Genomic DNA, 22001 nt, shown 5'->3' on the forward strand with positions numbered 1-22001 from the left:
TTCCTCCAAGCTTTGCAGCTAAACTACCGTATCGGGGGCGGGAAACACCGCCCCCCCGTCATTACTCGCCTTTAGCCGCTTTGAAAGCTTCAGCCATTGCGTTAGAGAAGTTGCCTTCTTCCTGTTTGTTGTTAACAGTCGCGATAGCATCTTTCTCGTCAGCTTCGTCCTTAGCACGTACGGACAGGCTTACAACGCGGTTCTTACGGTCAACGCCGGTGAATTTAGCTTCAACGTCGTCGCCTACGTTCAGAACCAGAGTTGCATCTTCAACGCGGTCGCGAGAGGCTTCAGATGCACGCAGGTAACCTTCTACGCCGCCTGCTAATTCAACTGTAGCACCTTTAGCGTCAACTGCGGTGACTTTACCAGTAACAATAGCACCTTTCTTGTTCATAGACAGGTAGTTATTGAACGGGTCTTCAGCCAGCTGCTTAACGCCCAGGGAGATACGCTCGCGCTCTGCGTCAACCTGCAGAACAACCGCTGCGATTTCGTCGCCTTTCTTGTATTCACGTACTGCTTCTTCGCCTGCAACGTTCCAGGAGATGTCAGACAGGTGAACCAGGCCGTCGATGCCGCCGTCCAGGCCGATGAAGATACCGAAGTCAGTGATAGACTTGATTTTACCTTCAACACGGTCGCCCTTGTTGTGGGTTTCCGCGAACTGCTGCCATGGGTTGGATTTGCACTGCTTCAGGCCCAGGGAGATACGACGACGTTCTTCATCGATGTCCAGAACCATAACTTCCACAACGTCGCCCACGTTAACCACTTTGGACGGATGGATGTTTTTGTTGGTCCAATCCATTTCAGAAACGTGTACCAGACCTTCAACGCCTTCTTCGATTTCTACGAAGCAGCCGTAATCAGTCAGGTTGGTGACACGACCAGTCAGCTTGGTGCCTTCTGGGTAACGTTTCGCGATAGCAACCCATGGATCTTCGCCCAGCTGTTTCAGGCCCAGGGAAACACGAGTACGCTCGCGGTCGAACTTCAGTACCTTAACGGTGATTTCATCACCCACGTTGACGATTTCGCTTGGGTGCTTAACGCGTTTCCAAGCCATGTCAGTGATGTGCAGCAGGCCGTCAACGCCGCCCAGATCAACGAATGCACCGTAGTCAGTGAGGTTCTTAACGATACCTTTAACTTCCATGCCTTCCTGCAGGTTTTCCAGCAGTTGATCGCGCTCTGCGCTGTTCTCGGATTCGATGACCGCACGGCGAGAAACAACAACGTTGTTGCGCTTCTGATCCAGCTTGATCACTTTGAATTCAAGCTCTTTGCCTTCCAGGTGCAGCGTATCGCGTACTGGACGCACGTCAACCAGGGAGCCTGGCAGGAACGCGCGGATGCCGTTCAGCTCAACAGTGAAACCACCTTTAACTTTGCCGTTGATAACACCGGTCACAGTTTCAGCGTCTTCGTAAGCTTTTTCCAGCGTGATCCAAGCTTCGTGACGTTTAGCTTTCTCACGGGACAGCAGGGTTTCACCGAAGCCGTCTTCTACTGCATCCAGAGCAACGTCAACTTCGTCACCAACCTGGATTTCCAGTTCGCCCTGGGCGTTTTTGAATTGCTCTGCCGGGATGGCGGACTCAGATTTCAGACCGGCGTCAACCAGTACTACGTCTTTGTCGATAGCAACAACAACGCCGCGCACGATGGAACCTGGGCGGGTTTCGATTGATTTCAGGGATTCTTCAAAAAGTTGAGCGAAAGATTCAGTCATGTTGATAATCTTCAGGGTTCTTTGATTTAACGTCCATTTAGCGTCCCGCCGAATGGGGTTGTTTAACATACCCCGCCATTGGCTCCATGCCGACAGGGTTATAAGGTTACAGGGGTAAAATTTTACCCGATATATCATGATACTGCTATGTCAATCAGATGACAAATTTGCAAATAACGCTACGTCGCCGCGCTTATTGCTGCGGCAACGCCAGTGTTTCCTGCGCATATGTCAGCGCCTGCCGGATAACGTCGTCGATCGACATGCTGGTCGAGTCCAGCACCAGAGCGTCAGAAGCCGGCACCAGCGGCGCTATCGGCCGATTACGGTCACGGTCATCCCGTTCCTTTATCTCGGCTAAAAGACGTTCAAAGTTAACATTAAAGCCCTTCGCCTGCAACTGAAGCATACGGCGATGCGCGCGCTCTTCCGAGCTGGCGTCGAGGAAAATTTTAACTGGCGCATCGGGGAAAACCACCGTACCCATGTCGCGACCGTCGGCGATCAGGCCCGGCGCTTCGCGAAACGCGCGCTGCCGACGCAGCAGCGCCTCGCGCACCCGCGGGAATGCCGCCGCCTGAGAGGCCGTATTGCCAACGGTTTCGGTGCGGATTTCATTACTGACGTCCTCACCTTCCAAAATCACCTGCAGCTTGCCGTTCTCCGCGACAAACCGGACGTCAAGATGTGCGGCCAGCGGAACCAGCGCCTCCTCTGACGTGATATCAACCTGATGATGCAGCGCAGCCAGGGCCAGCACGCGATAAATCGCGCCGGAATCCAGCAGGCGCCAGCCAAGCGATTCGGCCAGTGCCTGGCACAGCGTGCCCTTGCCTGCGCCGCTTGGTCCATCAACGGTAATCACCGGGGCTGTAGCCGTCATGTTGCGTTCTCCTTCGGGTAAAAAACCTCGCAGAGTCCGAGCCGCCGCCACTGCTGTAACACTGACCGGCGCCGGACCAACCTGCTACCCAGCCCAGTCGGGGCGGGTTCGGTGGCGTATTATACGCTGCAACGGCCTGAACTGTTACCCTGCAGGCGCCCGGTTGCCGAAAATAAGGCCACCAATGGGCAAAAAGTATAGAAGAAACGCCGGGCTTCGCCGCCGTAAAATACAAGAAAGGCCCCGAACGGGGCCTTGATAAGGATTATGCCGGCTGGCTGATGCCCGCCAGTCGCTCGAAATAATCGGGGAAGGTTTTCGCGGTACATTTCGGATCGAGAATGGTCACCGGGGTATCCGACAGCGCCACCAGGGAAAAGCACATCGCCATGCGGTGATCGTTATACGTGCCGATCTCGGCGAACTGCAGTTTGGCCGGCGGCACGACGTGGATATAGTCTTCGCCTTCATCAACCGTCGCGCCGACTTTGCGCAGTTCGGTGGCCATCGCCGCCAGGCGATCGGTTTCCTTCACCCGCCAGTTATAGATATTGCGGAGGGTGGTCGGGCCGTCGGCAAACAGCGCGGCGGTCGCAATGGTCATCGCCGCATCCGGGATATGGTTCATGTCCATATCAATGCCTTTCAGCTCGCCGCGACGACACTCAATGTAATCGTCCGCCCAGGTGATATGCGCGCCCATTTTTTCCAGCACGTCGGCAAATTTGGTATCGCCCTGCACGCTGTTGCGGCCAATCCCGGTCACGCGCACCGTACCGCCCTTGATCGCCGCCGCCGCCAGGAAATAGGACGCCGAAGAAGCATCGCCTTCCACCAGGTAGTCCCCCGGCGAACGGTAGGTCTGGCCCCCGGCGATACGGAACACACGGTAGTTGTCATGGCTGACGTCGACCCCGAAGGTTTTCATCAGGTGCAGCGTAATATCGATATACGGCTTGGAGACCAGGTCGCCTTTAATATGGATATGGGTATCCTGCTGCGCCAGCGGCGCGGTCATCAGCAGCGCGGTCAGAAACTGACTGGATACGCTGCCGTCAACGGTGACATCGCCGCCACGGAAGCCGCCGCGCAGGCGCACCGGCGGATAATCGGTCTGCTCCAGATAATCAATCTGCGCGCCGCCCTGGCGCAGGGCATCCACCAGATGGCCGATCGGCCGCTCTTTCATCCGCGGTTCGCCCGTCAGCACCACGTCCCCGGCGGCCAAACACAGCGCGGCGGCCAGCGGACGCATGGCGGTGCCGGCATTACCGAGGAACAGCTCCAGCGGCTGTGCAGCCTGCAGCGGCCCGGCAACGCCGGTAACCGTGCATTCAGTGCGATCGGCAGAGAGCTGATAGCTGACCCCCAGCGCCTGCAGCGCGTTCAGCATATGCCGCACATCGTCGCTATCGAGCAGGTTGGTCAAACGGGTCGTACCCTGCGCCACTGCCGCCAGCAGCAGAGCCCGATTGGATACGCTCTTGGAGCCGGGTAAGTTGACGGTGCCATTGACCAGGGCAACCGGTTGTAACGTCAGGGAATCCACCATGTGAAAAAATACTCTCCAAATCTGATAAACGAAACGGCTCCGGTAATAATGCCGGAGCCGCTTGCATGCAACAACAGCCAATGTTCCCGTCATCGACGGGAAACGGCAATTAACCGTGGCGACGCTCGAAGTCTGCCATAAAATCGGTCAATGTCTGTACGCCGGCCAGCGGCATCGCATTGTAGATAGAGGCGCGCATGCCGCCTACCACGCGGTGCCCCTTCAGCGCCTGCAGGCCAAGGGCCTCGGCTTCGCTGAGGAACACGCTGTCCAGCGCGCCGTCGGCCAGCTGGAACGGCACGTTCATCCAGGAACGGTTGGACGGCGCCACCCGGCTGCGGTAGAAGTCGGAATTATCAATCGCGGCGTACAGCAGCTCGGCCTTGGCCTGGTTGCGTTTTTGCATTTCGATCAGGCCGCCCTGCTCTTTCAGCCATTTAAACACCAGACCGGACAGATACCAGGCAAACGTCGGCGGAGTATTGAACATCGAGCCGTTCTCGGCCAGCACGGTGTAGTCCAGAATGGACGGCACTTCACGCCGCGCTTTGCCCAGCAGGTCTTCACGCACGATAACCAGCGTCAAACCCGCCGGGCCGATGTTTTTTTGCGCGCCGGCATAGATAACGCCGAAGCGGCTGACGTCCAGCGGGCGGGAAAGAATGGTGGAGGAATAGTCGCCGATCACCACTTTGTCACCGAAGTCCGGCGTTTCATCGATGGCGATGCCGTCGATGGTTTCATTCGGGCAGTAATGCACATAGGCCGCATCGTCGCTCAGTTGCCATTCGCTCATCGGCAAAATAGCGGACAGGCCGTCGACCTCGGTCTTCACATCAATAGCATTCGGCGTGCAATATTTCCGTGCTTCTTTAATCGCGCTCTGCGCCCAGTAGCCGCCGTCGATATAGTCGGCGCTGGCGTTGTCGCCCAGCAGGTTCAGCGGCAGCGCGGCAAACTGTGCGCGGGCGCCGCCGTGGCAAAACAGTACCTTGTAGTTCGAGGGGATTTTCAGCAGATCGCGCAGATCCTGTTCGGATTGCTCGGCAACCGCAATAAACTCCTTACTGCGGTGACTGATTTCCATCACCGATGTTCCGAGGCCGTGCCAGTTACAGAGTTCCTGTTCCGCGCGACGCAAAACTTCCACCGGCAGCATTGCCGGGCCAGAACTAAAATTATAAACCTGAGTCATTTCCCCTCACCACATTCACTTATTTCGCCAAATTTGCCTGGCTGACTGAATACGCCCGACGCCGGATAAGTGTGACATCCAGCACATCGGTTTTATCACTCGCGCCCCCCGGCTGCAACGCTTATTCATCCACGAAAAGAAAACGCCCAGCGCCCTTCTCAGCGATGTCACCCTGTGAACCACTTTTTTTATACCAAAAATCAATGATGGCGGCTAATTCAGCGGGTTATCACAGATTTTTGTGCTGCATTTTCGCGTAAGGCTGGCTCATTTATTATCCGTCCGCCACGCTCGCCGAAGCGGCGAAAAAAGGGCCGGCGCGGCCCTTTTACATCACGGCTGTCAATATTGGTTAAACATCTGCTGAATCTGCGCCGCATCCCGGGTTTGCGTCAGCGCCAGTTGCAACAAAATACGCGCTTTCTGCGGGTTCAGGGTGCCGGCGGCGACAAACCCGTATTTGGCGTCGTCAATTTCCGCATCCTCCGTGGTGGCGCCTGTCGGCACGCGGGAGGAGCGAACGACGGCCACGCCCTGATGCGCCGCGGTCGCCAGCGTATCAAACAGCGTTTTATAAAGGTTGCCGTTGCCGACGCCGGCGCTGACGATGCCCTGATAGCCGTCATCAATCAGCGCCTTGGCCGGCGCATCCGACGCGTTGGCATAGCTGTAGACAATACCCACTTTCGGCAGGCTATCCAGTTTACTGACGTCAAACGGCGTAGCGCGGGTATGTTTGCGCTGCGGCGTACGTTGGTAGTCTATCTTACCGTTGTGAATGAACCCCAACGGGCCGTAGTTTGGCGACTGGAAGGTCTGTACCGCCGTGGTGCTGGTTTTGGTGACGTCGCGCGCATCCAGCACGCTGTCATTCATCGCCACCAGCACCCCGCGCCCGACCGACTGCTTGTCCGCCGCGGTCACCACCGCATTGTAAAGGTTGAACGGCCCGTCGGCGCTCATCGCCGTCGCCGGACGCATGGCGCCGACCATCACCACCGGTTTGTCGCACTTCACCGTCAGATCGAGAAAATAGGCGGTTTCTTCCAGCGTGTCGGTGCCGTGGGTAATCACAAAACCATCGGTTTTAGCGCAGTCGGCATTGATTTTCTTCGCCAGCTTCAGCCAGACCTCATCGTTCATATCCTGCGAACCGATATTAACGATCTGTTCCCCCTGAACGTTTGCCACCTCTTTCAGCTGCGGCACGGCATTGACCAGCGCCTCTACGCCCAGTTGGCCCGCCTGATAATTGGATTTGGTTGCCGATTCGCCGCCGCCGGCGATGGTGCCGCCGGTCGCCAGAATAGTGACCGTCGGCAGCGCCAGCGCCGAACCGCTGACTCCAGCCAGCAGAAGCGCCAAAAGACTACGTTTGAACGTTTTCATTACATCCCCCGAATTAATTAACCCGCTGAATTATCGCCTTTATCATAATAAAAACCGTGATAGATACGGCGCTTTATAAGACATGATCCTGATCCAGCGGCAAGTTTAGTTGACCAGAATGACATGATGGATGGACGGGCGTACGGCGTGGGGAAAGACAGGAAGGAGATGCGGCTTGACGGCCAGATAAACGAAAAAAACCGCCAAACGCAGACGCGTTCGGCGGTTGCTGACAGGCGATTAATGCTGCGGCAAGGCGTAGGCAATGATGTAATCGCCCACGTCCGGCGAGTGGCTGCTGCCCCCGGCGGAAATCACCACATACTGCTTACCGGTTTTCGGTGACTGGTAAATCAGCGGCGCGGCGACGGCGCCGACCGGCAGACGCGCTTTCCACAGTTCCTTACCGGTTGCCGAATCCAGTGCGCGCAGATAGTAATCCTGCGTGCCGGCAAAGAACACCAGGCCGGAAGCGGTGGCGGTCGGGCCGCCCAGGGTTGGCATCCCCAGCGGGATCGGCATATGGGTTTTCATGCCCAGCGGCCCGGTATCCTGCACCGAGCCCATCGGTACCTGCCATACCAGCTTTTTGCTGTGCAAATCGATGGCGGTCATGGTGCCGAACGGCGGCGTATTACACGGCACGCCCAGCGCCGACTGCAGGATATCGATACGTACGCCGCCGTAAGGCCCGGCGATCTGCGGACGCACCGTCCCCATAAAACCGGGGACTTCGTCGGTGGAGATTTTATATTTCGCAACGTCCTCTTTTCTGACCAGCGACATACGCAATGGCATACGCATATCGTTGACAAACATCAGCCCGCTACGCTCATCAATTGAGATACCTCCCCAGTTCATTCCGCCGAGCAGGCTTGGCCACTCGATATACGGCTTCTCCGACGGCGGCGTGTACATGCCATGATAGGCCGACTCTTTAAAGCTGACGCGGCACAACAACTGGTCAAAGGACGAGACGCCCCACATCGATTTTTCCGTCAGCGGCTCGACGCCGATTTGCGGCATGCCGACCGAGAAAGGCTGCGTGGCAGACAGTCGTTCTCCTTCCGCCACACCTTCCTGCGACACGGCCCGCTCTTCCACCTGCGTAACCGGTTTGCCGGTACGGCGATCCAGCACAAAGATCTGGCCGGTTTTGGTGGTCTGAATCAGCGCGGGAATGGTTTCCCCCTGCTCATTCTTCACATCAAACAGCACCGGCTGCGACGGTAAATCGTAGTCCCAGACATCATGATGAACGGTCTGGTAAACCCATTTGGTCTGACCGGTGCTGGCATCGACCGCCACGATGGCCGAACCGTATTTCTCTTTCGCTTCGTTACGATCGCCGCCCCAGTAATCCGGCGGGCCGTTGCCGGTCGGCAGATAGACCAGGTTCAGCGCTTTATCGAAACTTGGGATCGTCCAGACGTTCGGCGTTTCCAGCGTATAGGCGCGCCCTTTCACCGGATCGGTGACATTTTCCGGCTGGCCGACGTCCCAGGCCCAGGCCACGTCGCCGGTACGCACGTCAAACGCGCGCACCACGCCGGAAGGCTCGCCGTGCACAATATCACGCACCCAGCCGCCGATAATGGCGATATGCCCCATCACCACCGGCGCCGCCGTCGGGTGATAGCGTTTGCTGTTTTCGGTATCGCCCATGCCTTGCTTCAGGTCGACGCTGCCGTTATCGCCAAATCCCGGGCACAGTTCGCCGGTACGGGCATTCAGCGCCATAAAACGTGCGTCAACGGTGGAAACCAGGATACGCTGCGGACACTGCTGCAACGCTGGCGTGCTCTTTTCGCTCGCGCTCAGGCTGTCGTCTTTATTAGCGTCGTAATAGCCGACGCCGCGGCAGGTGACATGCTCCGCCGTTTTTGCCTGCGGGTCGAATTTCCACAGCGCTTTACCGCTGTCCGCGTCCAGCGCGGTGATCAGGTTTTCCGGCGTACAGGAATAAAGCACATTGCCCACCTGCAGCGGTGTATTTTCATCCACGCCGATGCCGCTGCCGGTGGTACGACGACCGGTGTGGTAAACCCAGGCAACGTCGAGATCTTTAACGTTTTCCGGCGTGATTTGCGTATACGGCGCAAAACGCGTGCCGGACGCGCTACGCCCGAAGAATTCCCAATCATCCTCACCCGTTGCCGGCTTGGCCTGCGCGTCAGGCTTGCTCAGCGTCACGTCGTTGCGGATAACATTATGCGGATAAAACGCCGCCACCAACGTCGCCAGCAGCACCACAAAAATGCCCAGGCCACCCCAGTTCGCCAGACGGCGTCGGCCGTTGCCGGTTTGCGGCAGCGTCGGGATGAGCCACAGGCTCAGCATCAATAACAGCGCCGGTACCACCAGCCGCGGCACCAGGCCCCAATAGCTGAACTGTACTTCATACAGCGCCCAACAGAGCGTCAGGAAGAAGGTGATGAGGGAGAGCCAGAAGGTATGTTTACTGCGGACGAGAAAACAAACGGCGATAATCAGATAGGCCAGGCCGCCAAGCAGGTAATACGCACTACCGCCTAACGAAACCAGTTTTCCTCCCCAGATAACAAAAAACAGACCGATACAAAAACTGAGTATGACAAAAAGCAGGCGATAAGCGGTAAAGAACCAGCGCTTACCGGTGCTCTGCTGTGGAGCGTGCATTTTTCTTTCCTTTTACCAACATCGAATAACCGTCAATTTCGCTCACAATGTTATGAGAAAATTAACATTCACGGCGCACACCGTGAGATATTTGTAATACAATTATACATAGTTGTTATTTTTGTGTACATTTATTTGTATTACAAATAAAACACAACAAACCAGACAGTTAGCGTATCCCCCTATCATTTAGCACTCTCAACCACGTTGCGCGCACGATGACACGCCAGGAAAAACCGCTCCGCCAGGCAAGTCCACACTTCCCCTGCGGCGCTGACGAAAAAAATGCCCGGCCAGTGGTTATAAATTCAATAACATAGAAATATTGCCGCGACTGAGCCTACCCTTTGCTGCCCGACGTATGAGAAGATAACGCCTTATGAGCCAAGGCGCCGGCGTGTGCGCCGCCTTGCCTCCACCTCGCACGCTGCTGCACGGATGCGAGTCTCGGAAAACACTGACACCTGGCACCTCTCTGCTTGTTCATTACCGGCAAAACAGAGAAATGGTTAAGATCACCTGCTATCTCCAAACATTTAAGTGAAGACAATGACGCAAACTTTTATCCCCGGTAAAGACGCCGCGCTGGAAGATTCCATCAGCCGTTTCCAACAGAAACTGAGCGATCTGGGTTTCAATATTGAAGAAGCCTCCTGGCTCAACCCGGTGCCGCACGTCTGGTCAGTGCACATCCGCGACCGCGACTGCCCGCTGTGCTTCACCAACGGCAAAGGCGCCAGCAAAAAAGCGGCGCTGGCTTCGGCGCTGGGCGAATACTTCGAACGTCTGTCGACCAACTATTTCTTTGCCGACTTCTACCTGGGCAAACAGATCGCCAACGGCGATTTCGTCCACTATCCGAACGAAAAATGGTTCCCGATCCCGGCGGACGACTCGCTGCCGGCGGGTATCCTCGATCCGCGCCTGCACGCCTTCTACGATCCGGAACAGGAACTGAGCGCCAGCGATCTGATCGATCTGCAGTCCGGCAACGGTGAACGCGGCATCTGCGCCCTGCCGTTTACCCGTCAGTCCGATCAGGAAACGGTTTATATTCCGATGAACATTATCGGCAACCTGTACGTGTCCAACGGCATGTCCGCCGGCAACACCGCAAACGAAGCGCGCGTACAGGGGCTGTCTGAAGTGTTTGAGCGCTATGTGAAGAACCGCATCATCGCCGAATCCATCAGCCTGCCGGAAATTCCGGCCGAGGTGCTGAACCGCTACCCTGGCGTGGTTGAGGCCATCGCCAAGCTGGAAGAGGAAGGCTTCCCGATCCTTTCCTATGATGCTTCGCTGGGCGGCAAGTACCCGGTAATCTGCGTAGTGCTGTTCAACCCGGCCAACGGCACCTGTTTCGCCTCCTTCGGCGCCCACCCGGACTTCGGCGTCGCGCTGGAGCGTACGGTGACCGAACTGCTGCAGGGCCGCAGCCTGAAAGATCTGGACGTGTTCACCGCGCCAACCTTTGATGATGAAGAAGTGGCGGAACATGCCAACCTGGAAACCCACTTTATCGATTCCAGCGGCCTGATCTCCTGGGATATGTTCAAACAGGACGCCGACTACCCGTTCGCCGACTGGAGCTTCAGCGGCAGCACGCAGGAAGAGTTCGCCACGCTGATGGCCATCTTCCAGCAGGAAGACGCCGAAGTGTACATCGCCGATTACGAGCACCTTGGCGTTTACGCCTGCCGCATCATCGTGCCGGGCATGTCCGATATCTACCCGGCGGAAGATCTGCTGCTGGCCAACAACAGCATGGGCGCTCATCTGCGCGACACCCTGCTGGCGCTGCCTGACAGCGACTGGCAGCCGGAAGAATATCTGGCGCTGCTGCAGCAGTTGGATGACGAAGGGCTGGACGATTTCACCCGCGTACGCGAACTGCTGGGCATTGCCTCCGGCAAAGACAACGCCTGGCACAGCCTGCGCGTCGGCGAACTGAAATCCATGCTGGCGCTGGCCGGCGGCGATATGGAGCAAGCGCTGATCTGGGCGGAATGGACGCAGGAGTTCAACGCCTCGGTATTTACGCCGCAGCGCAGCAACTATTATCGCTGCCTGCAAACGCTGCTGCTGCTCGCGCAGGAGCCGGAGCGCGACCCGGCTCAGTACCACAGCGCGTTCGTCAAAATGTACGGCCAGGACGCCGTGGAAGCCGCCTCCGCCGCCATGAGCGGTGAAGAGCGCTTCAACGGGCTGTTCGCCATCGACAGCGATCTGCAGGCGCTGCCGGCGCATCAGGCGCTGCTGGCGGCCTATGAGAAGCTGCAGCAGGCCAAGCGTCGCCACTGGGCAAACGCCTAACGCCTAAGCCGGGTGGCATCATCGCTGCCGCCCGGCTATTTTCCCCTCTCGCCCTCGATTTTTAACCTGAACAACGCCATGCATTTTTCTGCGTAAACCGCCATAAAACATCACGACGATGGATTTGTTGCGTGAAGGTGAAATAATAATTAACACCCATTTCTTAAATATGCATTTAGTCCCTATTTAATGAAATTATTTAACCGGCAGATAACCAGCCAAAGACGCCGATTAAAAAATAACTGCAAAACTTAAAAAATATTTTTTATAAAAAATTCAATAAATTAACCACAAAAACCACGTAAATAATACGCCTTTATGCCGTTTTACTTCGGCGCCTCATGATCCAAATCAACTTTTACCCCATACCGCTTTGCTAGTATCTCATGGTGTTGTTATAACCCTTTTGAGCGAGAACTGGCGTGAAAGCTGACAACCCTTTTGATTTGCTGTTACCTGCCGCGATGGCGAAAGTCGCCGAAGATGCCGGCATCTATAAAGCGACCAAACATCCGCTAAAAACGTTTTATTTAGCGATCACCGCCGGCGTTTTCATCTCTATCGCATTCGTGTTCTACATCACCGCCACCACCGGCACCGCCGACATCCCGTTCGGCCTGGCCAAATTGGTCGGCGGCATCTGTTTCTCACTGGGGTTGATGCTGGTTGTCGTCTGCGGCGCGGATCTGTTCACGTCCACCGTGCTCATCGTTATCGCCAAGGCCAGCGGCCGCATCACCTGGCGTCAATTGGCGGTCAATTGGCTTAACGTCTATATTGGTAACCTGATCGGCGCACTGTTCTTCGTCGCCCTGATCTGGTTCTCCGGCGAATATATGACGGCCAACGGCCTGTGGGGGCTGAACGTGTTGCAAACCGCCGACCACAAGCTGCACCACACATTTATCGAGGCCGTCTGCCTCGGCATTCTGGCTAACCTGATGGTCTGCCTGGCGGTATGGATGAGCTACTCCGGCCGCAGCCTGATGGATAAAATGTTCGCCATGGTTCTGCCGGTCGCCATGTTCGTCGCCAGCGGTTTTGAACACAGCATCGCCAATATGTTTATGATCCCTATGGGTATTGTGGTTAAACACTTCGCCACGCCGGAATTCTGGCAAGCCATAGGGACCGCACCCGAGCATTTTGCTCATCTGACCGTAAGCAACTTTATCTTCGACAACCTGATTCCCGTCACCCTCGGCAACATCATCGGCGGCGGTCTGCTGGTTGGTTTGACTTACTGGGTAATTTATCTGCGTGGCGACAAGCAGCCTTAAGCCGCATCGCCACGTCGGATCCGAACTCCACAATTAGAAGGTAGGTGTAACATGACCGAACTTAACGAGAAATTAGCCCAAGCCTGGGAAGGTTTCAGCAACGGTGACTGGCAGAACGAAGTCAACGTCCGTGACTTCATCCAGAAAAACTACACGCCGTATGAAGGCGATGAGTCCTTCCTGGCCGGCGCTACGCAGGCGACTACCACGCTGTGGGACAAGGTCATGGAAGGGATCAAACTGGAAAACCGCACCCACGCGCCGGTTGATTTCGACACCGACGTCGCCTCCACGATTACCTCTCATGACGCCGGCTACATCAGCAAAGAGCTGGAAACCATCGTCGGCCTGCAGACCGAAGCGCCATTGAAACGCGCGCTGATCCCGTTCGGCGGCATCAAAATGGTTGAAGGCTCCTGTAAGGTCTACGGCCGCGAGCTGGATCCGCAGCTGAAAAAAGTCTTTACCGAATACCGTAAAACCCACAACCAGGGCGTGTTCGACGTCTACACCAAAGATATCCTGAAGTGCCGTAAATCCGGCGTGCTGACCGGTCTGCCAGACGCCTACGGCCGTGGCCGCATTATCGGCGACTACCGCCGCGTGGCGCTGTACGGCATCGACTTCCTGATGGCGGACAAATTAAACCAGTTCAACTCCCTGCAGGATAAACTGGAAAACGGCGAAGACCTGGAAATGACCATCCAGCTGCGCGAAGAGATCTCTGATCAGCACCGTGCGCTGGGCCAGATTAAAGAGATGGCCGCCAAATACGGTTACGACATCTCCGCGCCGGCGAAAAACGCTCAGGAAGCGGTTCAGTGGACCTACTTCGGCTATCTGGCCGCGGTGAAATCGCAAAACGGCGCCGCCATGTCCTTCGGCCGCGTATCCACTTTCCTGGATGTATACATTGAACGCGACATCAAGGCCGGCAAGCTGACTGAAGAGCAGTCACAGGAGCTGATCGACCACCTGGTAATGAAACTGCGCATGGTGCGTTTCCTGCGTACCCCTGAGTATGATGAACTGTTCTCCGGCGACCCAATCTGGGCCACCGAGTCTCTGGCCGGTATGGGCGTCGACGGCCGTACGCTGGTGACCAAAAACAGCTTCCGTTTCCTGAACACCCTGTACACCATGGGGCCGTCTCCGGAACCGAACATGACCATTCTGTGGTCGGAAAAACTGCCGCTCAACTTCAAGAAGTTCGCGGCGAAAGTGTCTATCGACACCTCTTCCGTACAGTATGAAAACGATGACCTGATGCGTCCTGACTTCAACAGCGATGACTATGCCATTGCCTGCTGCGTCAGCCCGATGGTGGTCGGTAAGCAAATGCAGTTCTTCGGCGCACGCGCCAACCTGGCGAAAACCATGCTGTACGCCATCAACGGCGGCGTTGACGAAAAACTGAAAATGCAGGTCGGCCCGAAAGAAGCGCCGATGATGGACGAAGTGCTGGACTATGACAAAGTCATGGCTCGCATGGACCACTTTATGGACTGGCTGGCGAAACAGTACGTCACTGCGCTGAACATCATTCACTACATGCATGACAAGTACAGCTATGAAGCGGCGCTGATGGCCCTGCACGACCGTGACGTGTATCGCACCATGGCCTGCGGCATCGCCGGTCTGTCCGTCGCGGCCGACTCCCTGTCCGCCATCAAGTACGCGAAAGTCTCCACTATCCGCGACGAAGACGGCCTGGCGGTAGACTTCAAGATTGAAGGGGAATATCCGCAGTTCGGCAACAACGATCCGCGCGTTGATGACATTGCCTGCGATCTGGTGGAACGTTTCATGAAGAAAATTCAGAAACTGCGCACCTACCGCAATGCGGTGCCAACCCAGTCCGTGCTGACCATCACCTCCAACGTGGTGTACGGCAAGAAAACCGGTAATACGCCAGACGGTCGTCGCGCCGGTGCACCATTCGGTCCGGGCGCCAACCCAATGCACGGCCGCGATCAGAAAGGCGCCGTTGCCTCTCTGACCTCGGTGGCGAAACTGCCGTTCGCCTATGCGAAAGACGGTATTTCCTATACCTTCTCCATCGTGCCGAACGCACTGGGTAAAGATGACGACGTGCGTAAAACCAACCTGGCGGGCCTGATGGACGGCTATTTCCACCATGAGGCCGCTATCGAGGGCGGTCAGCACCTGAACGTGAACGTGATGAACCGCGAAATGCTGCTGGACGCGATGGATAATCCTGAGAAATATCCTCAGCTGACCATCCGCGTATCCGGTTATGCGGTGCGTTTCAACTCGCTGACCAAAGAGCAGCAGCAGGACGTTATCACCCGTACCTTCACGCAAACCATGTAATTCCTTGCCAATGCCGGGCTGCAAGGCCCGGCCGGCACAGGCAACCGGGGCCGGGATAACCGGCCCTTTTAACATGCAATACTCCTGACTCCCGCGAGTCTGTTTTGCCAGGTATCTATACTCAGTGGACATCCGGCAAAACAGTGATCCGGCAAACGGCCGGTCAACAGGCATCTCTCCCCTCCGGCAGCCGGGCTTTTCCGCTGCTGCATCGCTGATACCTGACCAACGGCCGTACGCCTATTTTTAGACTGCGCTTGACAGTCAATATTGGAGAAACCCGCAATGTCAGTAACTGGCCGTATCCACTCTTTCGAATCCTGCGGCACCGTTGACGGCCCAGGCATTCGCTTTATTGTCTTTTTCCAGGGCTGCCTGATGCGCTGCCTGTACTGCCATAACCGCGATACCTGGGATACGCACGGCGGCAAAGAAGTGACCGTGGAAGAGCTGATGAGGGACGCCGTCGCCTACCGCCACTTTATGAACGCTTCCGGCGGCGGCGTAACGGCCTCCGGCGGCGAGGCGATTCTGCAGGCTGAATTCGTCCGCGACTGGTTCCGCGCCTGTCATCAGGAAGGTATCAACACCTGTCTGGATACCAACGGCTTCGTGCGCCGTTACGATCCGGTGATCGACGAGCTGCTGGACGTTACCGATCTGGTGATGCTCGACCTAAAACAGATGAATGACGATATTCACCAGAATCTGGTGGGGGTCTCCAACCACCGCACGCTGGAATTCGCCCGCTATCTGGCGAAGCGCAACCAGCGCACCTGGATCCGCTATGTGGTAGTGCCGGGCTGGTCAGATGACGATAAGTCCGCCCACCTGTTGGGCGAGTTCACCAAGGATATGACGAATATCGAAAAGATTGAGCTGCTGCCCTATCACGAACTGGGCAAGCATAAATGGATCGCCATGGGCGAAGAGTACAAGCTGGACGGCGTGCATCCGCCTAAGGCCGAGACCATGGATCGGGTCAAAGGCATTCTGGAAGGCTACGGCCACAAAGTGATCTATTAATTACGCAGTACAGCATAAAAAAACCCGGCGCACCTGGCCGGGTTTTCGCTATCAGGCCGCAGCAAACGGCGTGTGATGATGGTCCGGCTTCTGTTTCTTCAACAGCATCACCAGATAAACCAGCGCCACCGCGGCGATCATCACAAACAGCAGCTGATCGGAGTAATTCTGCATCAGCATCGCCGTCATCGACGGGCCAAGCAGGCTGCCAATGGTATAGCTCATTAACAGCGCCTGATTCATCGCCACCAGCTCATGAGACTGCACCTTTTCGCACGCCCAGGACATCGCCACCGGATACAGCGTAAAGCCGGCACAGCCCAGAATAAACAGCGAAGGCGCCATCGCGTAGCCCACCAGCATCGCCATGCTGGCGATAATCACCACAAATACCTGAACGCGCAGTACCAGCAGACGGCCGTAGCGGTCGGCCATTTTACCAACCGGCCATTGGCCGATAATGCCGGAGCTAACCAGCAGCGCCATCCAGTAGCCAACATCCGCATCGCTGAAGCCCTGATGAGACAGGTAAAGTGGCATCAGGCCATACAGCGAGCCAAGTACAATACCGGAAATCACGCAGCCGTTAATTCCCAGGCGCGCGCTGCGGCGCTTCAGCATCGGCAATACCGCCGCCTGCTGCGGCTCATCATCGGCGCGATTTACCCGGGCAAACAACATCGGCAACATGGCGGTAATGACAATCGCTGTCACCCATGGCAACACGTTCAGCAACTCGGAAGAGACCATGCCAAGCAGCAGTTGGCCGATCACCGTACCGAGGTAATACACCGTCATATAGGCCGCCAGCAGCTGACCACGGTTGGACTGAGTGCCGCTGCGCAGCAGCGCGCTCTCAACGATCACCCAAATCCAGGCGCAGCCGATACCGGCAAAGAAACGCCACCCCAACCAGCTCCAGAAGTCGAGCGACAGCGCCATGCCGGCCGTCGCGACGGCAAACAACAGGCAGGAGAAATGGTAGCTGCGGGTAAAGCCAATGCGCTTAATCAGCTTACCGGCCAGCATGGTACCGACCAGGTTGCCGGTAAAATAAGAAGAACCGATCATCCCCACTTGCCAGGTTGACAGTTGAGCATGGGTTAACCAAAGAGGGACTAACGTATTCAGTACGGCAATAGAAACCGTGAGCAACAACAAGCCGCAGAGCAAGAGAAGCACTGGGCGGGAGTATGCGTACATAGTGAACTTGAGACCGAGCAAGCTAATGAGAGTGCGCGCATCATGCCACTGGCGATAAAAAAGTCAATCAGCAGTTAGCGTTCGACCGCACGATTTGTTTTCAGCTACGGCCTGTTGCCTGAAATCAGCGGCAAGAAGTGGTGAAACACGGTTAACCAAGCGGGTTACTCTTAGATGTAAATACGTTTCGCCACTCCCTGATGCCGAGCGAAAAAGTGACGGCTTACGCCGCCACATGGCGTGCTTATCGCTATCACATACGCCATAGATTAGACCAACGCAGAAGAAATAAAGTCAGTCAATCAACTGCATGTCTTTTAACGCATTCAACACCTGTACCGAGACGACAGAGCAACGATGCCGATCCGCATACGTGAGCCAGGCGATCTCTTCAATCTCGGCGTTAGCCTTAAGCTCACCGCTAAAGTCAGCGGTAAAACAGCGTATATTCACCACCACACCTTCCGCCTTACCGTCGGCCTGCCCTTTGAACTCCCCGAGCAAAACGATACTGTCATTAATTAAATCAACAGAGAGCTCTTCATTAATTTCTCTGACCAGCGCCGCCTGGTCACTTTCTCCGGCTTCCCGCTTACCGCCGGGAATATAAAAAGCAGCTTTGTTATATGACCGCGCCATCAGAATTTTTTTATTCTGGATATAAACCCAACCCAGTTTATCAATATTCTTGGCTGCAACATTGTTATTCATTTTTCAGACCTCCCAATCCAGATCAGATACATGTTCAAACGACGCCGGTGGCCCAGGGCAGAGAACGCAGACGGTACTAGGCACGATATGCATCACGATGGTAACGTCAACAGAGGCAAGAGCTGCAGAAATACCGTACACGGTGGAGACAAACGCATAATGGTCCGTTTATTCGCTAACAAGGGTTCATGCCCGAAGACATGAACCCTTGTTAAATAGGCCGGTTAAGCAAAACATCAGCGCCGAATATTATCCTCAGCGCTTTCAATTCCGCTATCAGCCGATAAATTCCAGACCGCCCATATACGGACGCAGCACTTCCGGCACCTGAATACGGCCGTCTGCCTGCTGGTAGTTTTCCAGTACGGCAACCAGCGTACGGCCAACCGCCAGACCTGAACCGTTCAGCGTGTGCACCAGACGTGGTTTTTTCTCGGTCTTGCTGCGGCTACGCGCCTGCATACGCCGTGCCTGGAAATCCCACATGTTGGAACATGAGGAGATTTCGCGGTAGGTGTCCTGTGCCGGCAACCACACTTCCAGATCGTAGGTCTTACAGGCGCCGAAGCCCATATCACCGGTACACAGCAGCACTTTACGGTATGGCAGGTTCAGCAGCTGCAGCACTTTCTCCGCATGGCCGGTCAGTTCTTCCAGCGCATTCATGGAGTCTTCCGGACGTACGACCTGTACCATCTCAACCTTGTCGAACTGGTGCATACGGATCAGGCCACGCGTATCACGGCCGTAAGAACCCGCTTCGGCGCGGAAACACGGCGTATGCGCGGTCATTTTCAGCGGCAGCGCTTCCTCTTCCAGAATCTCATCGCGAACCAGGTTGGTCAGCGGCACTTCCGCCGTTGGGATCAGCGCATAGTTGCTGCTGTCGGACTCTTCTTCCAGCGGTTTGGTGTGGAACAGATCGTCACCGAATTTTGGCAGCTGGCCGGTACCGTACAGCGTTGCGTGGTTAACCAGGTAAGGGACGTAGGTCTCCAGGTAACCGTGCTGCTCGGTATGCAGATCCAGCATAAACTGCGCCAGGGCGCGGTGCATGCGGGCAATCTGCCCTTTCATCACCACAAAGCGGGAGCCGGTCAGTTTTACCGCGGAGGCAAAGTCCAGCCCGCCGGCCATTTCACCCAGGTCAACGTGGTCGCGCACCGGGAAATCATAAGCGCGTGGTTCACCCCAGCGGCTGATTTCCTGGTTTTCACTGTCGTCTTTGCCATTAGGCACAGAGTCGTCCGGCAGGTTCGGCAGCGTCAGCGCGTAATCGCGAATGTCGTTCTGCAGCTTGTCCAGCTCCGCCTTGGCGGCGTCCAGCTTGTCACCCAACTCGCTTACTTCGCGACGCAGCGGCTCGATATCTTCCCCACGCGCTTTCGCTGCGCCGATGGATTTCGATCGGGAGTTACGTTCTGCCTGCAGCGCTTCTGTTTCTACCTGCAAAACCTTGCGGCGCTCTTCCTGAGAACGCAGCAAATCCAGATCGAGTTTAAAACCACGGCGAGCCAGTTTTTCGGCGACTGCGTCTAGCTCATTACGCAGCAGATTGGGATCGAGCATGCTAATCCTGTGCTTGTTGTTATTGAAAGAAAATTTGTTGTCTTATACGGCGGATTGAGTGCCGTATAAAAGGAAAGTGATACCCGCTAACCTTACCGCAACGGCAACGCTAGCGGTAGCGTTTTGTCGGGCTATTTTGATCCTGCTCCGCAAGCCACGCCAACTTTTCACCAATTTTACCTTCCAGCCCGCGACGGGTCGGCTGGTAGTAGCGCGTATTGGCCATTTGCGGCGGGAAGTAGTCCTCGCCGGCGGCGTAGGCGTTGGGCTCATCGTGTGCGTAACGGTACTCCGCGCCCAACCCCATCTCTTTCATCAGTTTGGTCGGTGCGTTGCGTAAATGTTCCGGCACATCATAATCTGCCATCTCTTTCGCATCGCGCATCGCGGCTTTAAAGGCGGTGTACACCGCATTGCTTTTCGGCGCGCAGGCCAGGTAGACAATCGCCTGGGCGATGGCGCGCTCGCCTTCCGCCGGCCCGACGCGGGTAAAACAGTCCCAGGCGGCAATCGCCACCTGCATGCCGCGCGGATCGGCATTGCCGACGTCTTCCGAGGCGATCGCCAGCAAACGGCGCGCCACATACAGCGGATCGCCGCCGGCGGTAATAATACGAGCATACCAGTAAAGCGCCGCATCCGGCGCCGAACCGCGCACCGACTTATGCAGTGCGGAGATCAGGTCATAAAAACGGTCGCCCTTATTATCAAAGCGCGCGCTGCGTTCACCGGAAACCTCTTTCAGCAGCTCAGGGGTGAGTACCCGCACGCCCTTGGCATTGAGTTCCGCCATATCAGCCATCATTTCCAGGCTGTTCAGCGCCCGCCGGGCATCCCCGCTGACCAATTCAGACAGCATATGTCGCGTATCGTCCGGCAGCTCGATATTCTGGCCGCCAAAGCCACGCTCTTTATCGTTCATTGCCTGATCCAGCACCTGGCCGATATCGTCAGCGGTCAGCGCCTTGAGCAGATACACGCGCGCACGCGACAGCAGCGCCGAGTTCAGTTCAAACGAAGGGTTTTCGGTGGTTGCGCCGATAAAGGTGATGGTACCGTCTTCAATATGCGGCAGAAACGCATCCTGCTGACTCTTGTTGAAGCGGTGCACCTCATCGACAAACAAAATGGTGCGACGGCCGGCATCACGGTTTTGCCGCGCGCGCTCAATTGCCTCGCGGATCTCTTTAATGCCGGACGTCACGGCGGAAATACGCTCGACATCGGCCTGCCCGTAGCGGCCGATCAACTCTGCCAGCGTCGTTTTTCCCGTTCCCGGCGGCCCCCACAAAATCATCGAGTGCAGCTGCCCCGCTTCGATGGCGCGTGGCAGCGGCTTACCCGGCGCCAGCAGATGCTGCTGGCCGATATACTGCGCCAGCGTGGTTGGCCGCATACGTGCGGCCAGAGGCTGGAATTCATTTTGGGAAAAATCGAGCGACAAATTATTACTCACGCATACCTCACTGCCGCTGGTCGTCCAGCGTCACCCCCTTCGGCGGGGTAAATTTAAACTTGCCGGCGTCAACCGCGGTATTTTGCTGGCTTTTCAGCGTATAGGCGCTGCGCTGGCCATCCTGCTCTACGGCGGCGAAGCTGTTGATGGTGCCGCTGTTGGTCACGGAGATCGCAAACTGCTTCAGATTGCCGCTGCTGCTTTTCGGCGTCAGTTCGAAATCATCGCCTTTCTGCTTAATGTTGTACTGCTTCCAGTCGCTTGGATTGTTGCGAGTGATCAACATAAACGGCGTATTGCCGGTGGCGCTCTTCAGCCAGGTTGCCGTTACCTGCTCAACAAACGGATTATAGAACCACAGCGTTTCGCCATCGGACACCAGCACGCTTTCATCAGGCGAGGTCATATGCCAGTTAAACAGATTAGGGCGCTTGACCCACAGTTCGCCTTCCCCCTGCTGCACGGCGGAACCGTCGCCGCCGGTGACGGTCTGGCTGAAGCTGGCGTGGAAGCTATTCACTTTCGCCAGACGGCTCTGCAGATCGTGCGCCGCATCGGCCAGTACGGAGGTGGAAGCAAATCCAGAAAGCAGGCAACAAGCAACTAACAGTTTTTTCATTATTCCAGATACCTTTTCAAATGCATTGACCGCCAAACGGCGTCATCAGGAAAACAGATCGCGCCCCCACTTTACCGT

15 protein-coding genes are annotated in these 22001 nt (G+C 56.3%); 4 read left to right on the forward strand and 11 right to left on the reverse strand.

The features are described from left to right. Positions 1-61: 61 nt before the first annotated feature. From rpsA to FO014_RS02035, 6 genes are all read right to left on the reverse strand, one after another. Positions 62-1735, reverse strand: a complete 1674-nt coding sequence (gene rpsA, locus FO014_RS02010) for a 30S ribosomal protein S1 (RefSeq protein WP_041411759.1) — start codon at positions 1733-1735, stop codon at positions 62-64. A 193-nt stretch (positions 1736-1928) separates the two neighbouring features. Beyond that, on the reverse strand, positions 1929-2618 hold the full coding sequence (cmk, locus tag FO014_RS02015) for a (d)CMP kinase (protein ID WP_105230522.1): 690 nt from the start codon (positions 2616-2618) through the stop codon (positions 1929-1931). 265 nt (positions 2619-2883) lie between these two features. Beyond that, positions 2884-4170: a 3-phosphoshikimate 1-carboxyvinyltransferase gene (gene aroA / locus FO014_RS02020; RefSeq protein ID WP_160027421.1), complete on the reverse strand. Its 1287-nt coding sequence runs from the start codon at positions 4168-4170 to the stop codon at positions 2884-2886. A gap of 109 nt (positions 4171-4279) precedes the next feature. Then, positions 4280-5365, reverse strand: a complete 1086-nt coding sequence (gene serC, locus FO014_RS02025) for a 3-phosphoserine/phosphohydroxythreonine transaminase (protein WP_160027423.1) — start codon at positions 5363-5365, stop codon at positions 4280-4282. A gap of 342 nt (positions 5366-5707) precedes the next feature. Further along, positions 5708-6754 carry an L-asparaginase 2 gene (ansB, locus tag FO014_RS02030; RefSeq protein WP_160027425.1) on the reverse strand — a complete coding sequence of 349 codons (1047 nt, stop codon included), beginning with the start codon at positions 6752-6754 and terminating at the stop codon, positions 5708-5710. A 240-nt stretch (positions 6755-6994) separates the two neighbouring features. Next, a complete protein-coding gene (locus FO014_RS02035; protein ID WP_197951694.1) occupies positions 6995-9412 on the reverse strand; it encodes a membrane-bound PQQ-dependent dehydrogenase, glucose/quinate/shikimate family in 2418 nt (805 codons plus the stop codon). 549 nt (positions 9413-9961) lie between these two features. Between FO014_RS02035 and ycaO the strand changes: the two genes are divergently transcribed. The 4 genes from ycaO (at position 9962) to pflA (ending at position 16365) form a co-directional block, all read left to right on the forward strand. Continuing rightward, positions 9962-11725: a 30S ribosomal protein S12 methylthiotransferase accessory factor YcaO gene (gene ycaO / locus FO014_RS02040; RefSeq protein ID WP_160027427.1), complete on the forward strand. Its 1764-nt coding sequence runs from the start codon at positions 9962-9964 to the stop codon at positions 11723-11725. Positions 11726-12147: 422 nt separating this feature from the next. Beyond that, positions 12148-13005: a formate transporter FocA gene (gene focA / locus FO014_RS02045; RefSeq protein WP_160027429.1), complete on the forward strand. Its 858-nt coding sequence runs from the start codon at positions 12148-12150 to the stop codon at positions 13003-13005. Positions 13006-13056: 51 nt separating this feature from the next. Then, positions 13057-15339, forward strand: coding sequence for a formate C-acetyltransferase (gene pflB / locus FO014_RS02050; RefSeq protein ID WP_160027431.1), 2283 nt, complete (start codon positions 13057-13059; stop codon positions 15337-15339). 285 nt (positions 15340-15624) lie between these two features. After that, complete coding sequence (gene pflA, locus FO014_RS02055) at positions 15625-16365, forward strand: pyruvate formate lyase 1-activating protein (RefSeq protein WP_105230515.1); 741 nt, start codon at positions 15625-15627, stop codon at positions 16363-16365. Positions 16366-16416: 51 nt separating this feature from the next. Here pflA and FO014_RS02060 read toward each other — a convergent pair whose 3' ends face one another. The 5 genes from FO014_RS02060 to lolA form a co-directional block, all read right to left on the reverse strand. Beyond that, a complete protein-coding gene (locus tag FO014_RS02060) occupies positions 16417-17568 on the reverse strand; it encodes an MFS transporter (protein ID WP_160027433.1) in 1152 nt (383 codons plus the stop codon). 294 nt (positions 17569-17862) lie between these two features. After that, a complete protein-coding gene (locus FO014_RS02065; RefSeq protein ID WP_111737403.1) occupies positions 17863-18279 on the reverse strand; it encodes an NUDIX hydrolase in 417 nt (138 codons plus the stop codon). A gap of 276 nt (positions 18280-18555) precedes the next feature. After that, a complete protein-coding gene (serS, locus tag FO014_RS02070; protein ID WP_105230512.1) occupies positions 18556-19848 on the reverse strand; it encodes a serine--tRNA ligase in 1293 nt (430 codons plus the stop codon). Positions 19849-19957: 109 nt separating this feature from the next. Beyond that, complete coding sequence (locus tag FO014_RS02075) at positions 19958-21244, reverse strand: replication-associated recombination protein A (RefSeq protein ID WP_158684859.1); 1287 nt, start codon at positions 21242-21244, stop codon at positions 19958-19960. A 67-nt stretch (positions 21245-21311) separates the two neighbouring features. Beyond that, the gene (gene lolA, locus FO014_RS02080; RefSeq protein WP_015671745.1) at positions 21312-21923 is read right to left on the reverse strand and encodes an outer membrane lipoprotein periplasmic chaperone LolA; all 612 of its coding nucleotides are present in this window, start codon (positions 21921-21923) and stop codon (positions 21312-21314) included. Positions 21924-22001: the final 78 nt, after the last annotated feature.

This window comes from Serratia rhizosphaerae (assembly GCF_009817885.1).
GTDB lineage: Bacteria > Pseudomonadota > Gammaproteobacteria > Enterobacterales > Enterobacteriaceae > Serratia_B > Serratia_B rhizosphaerae.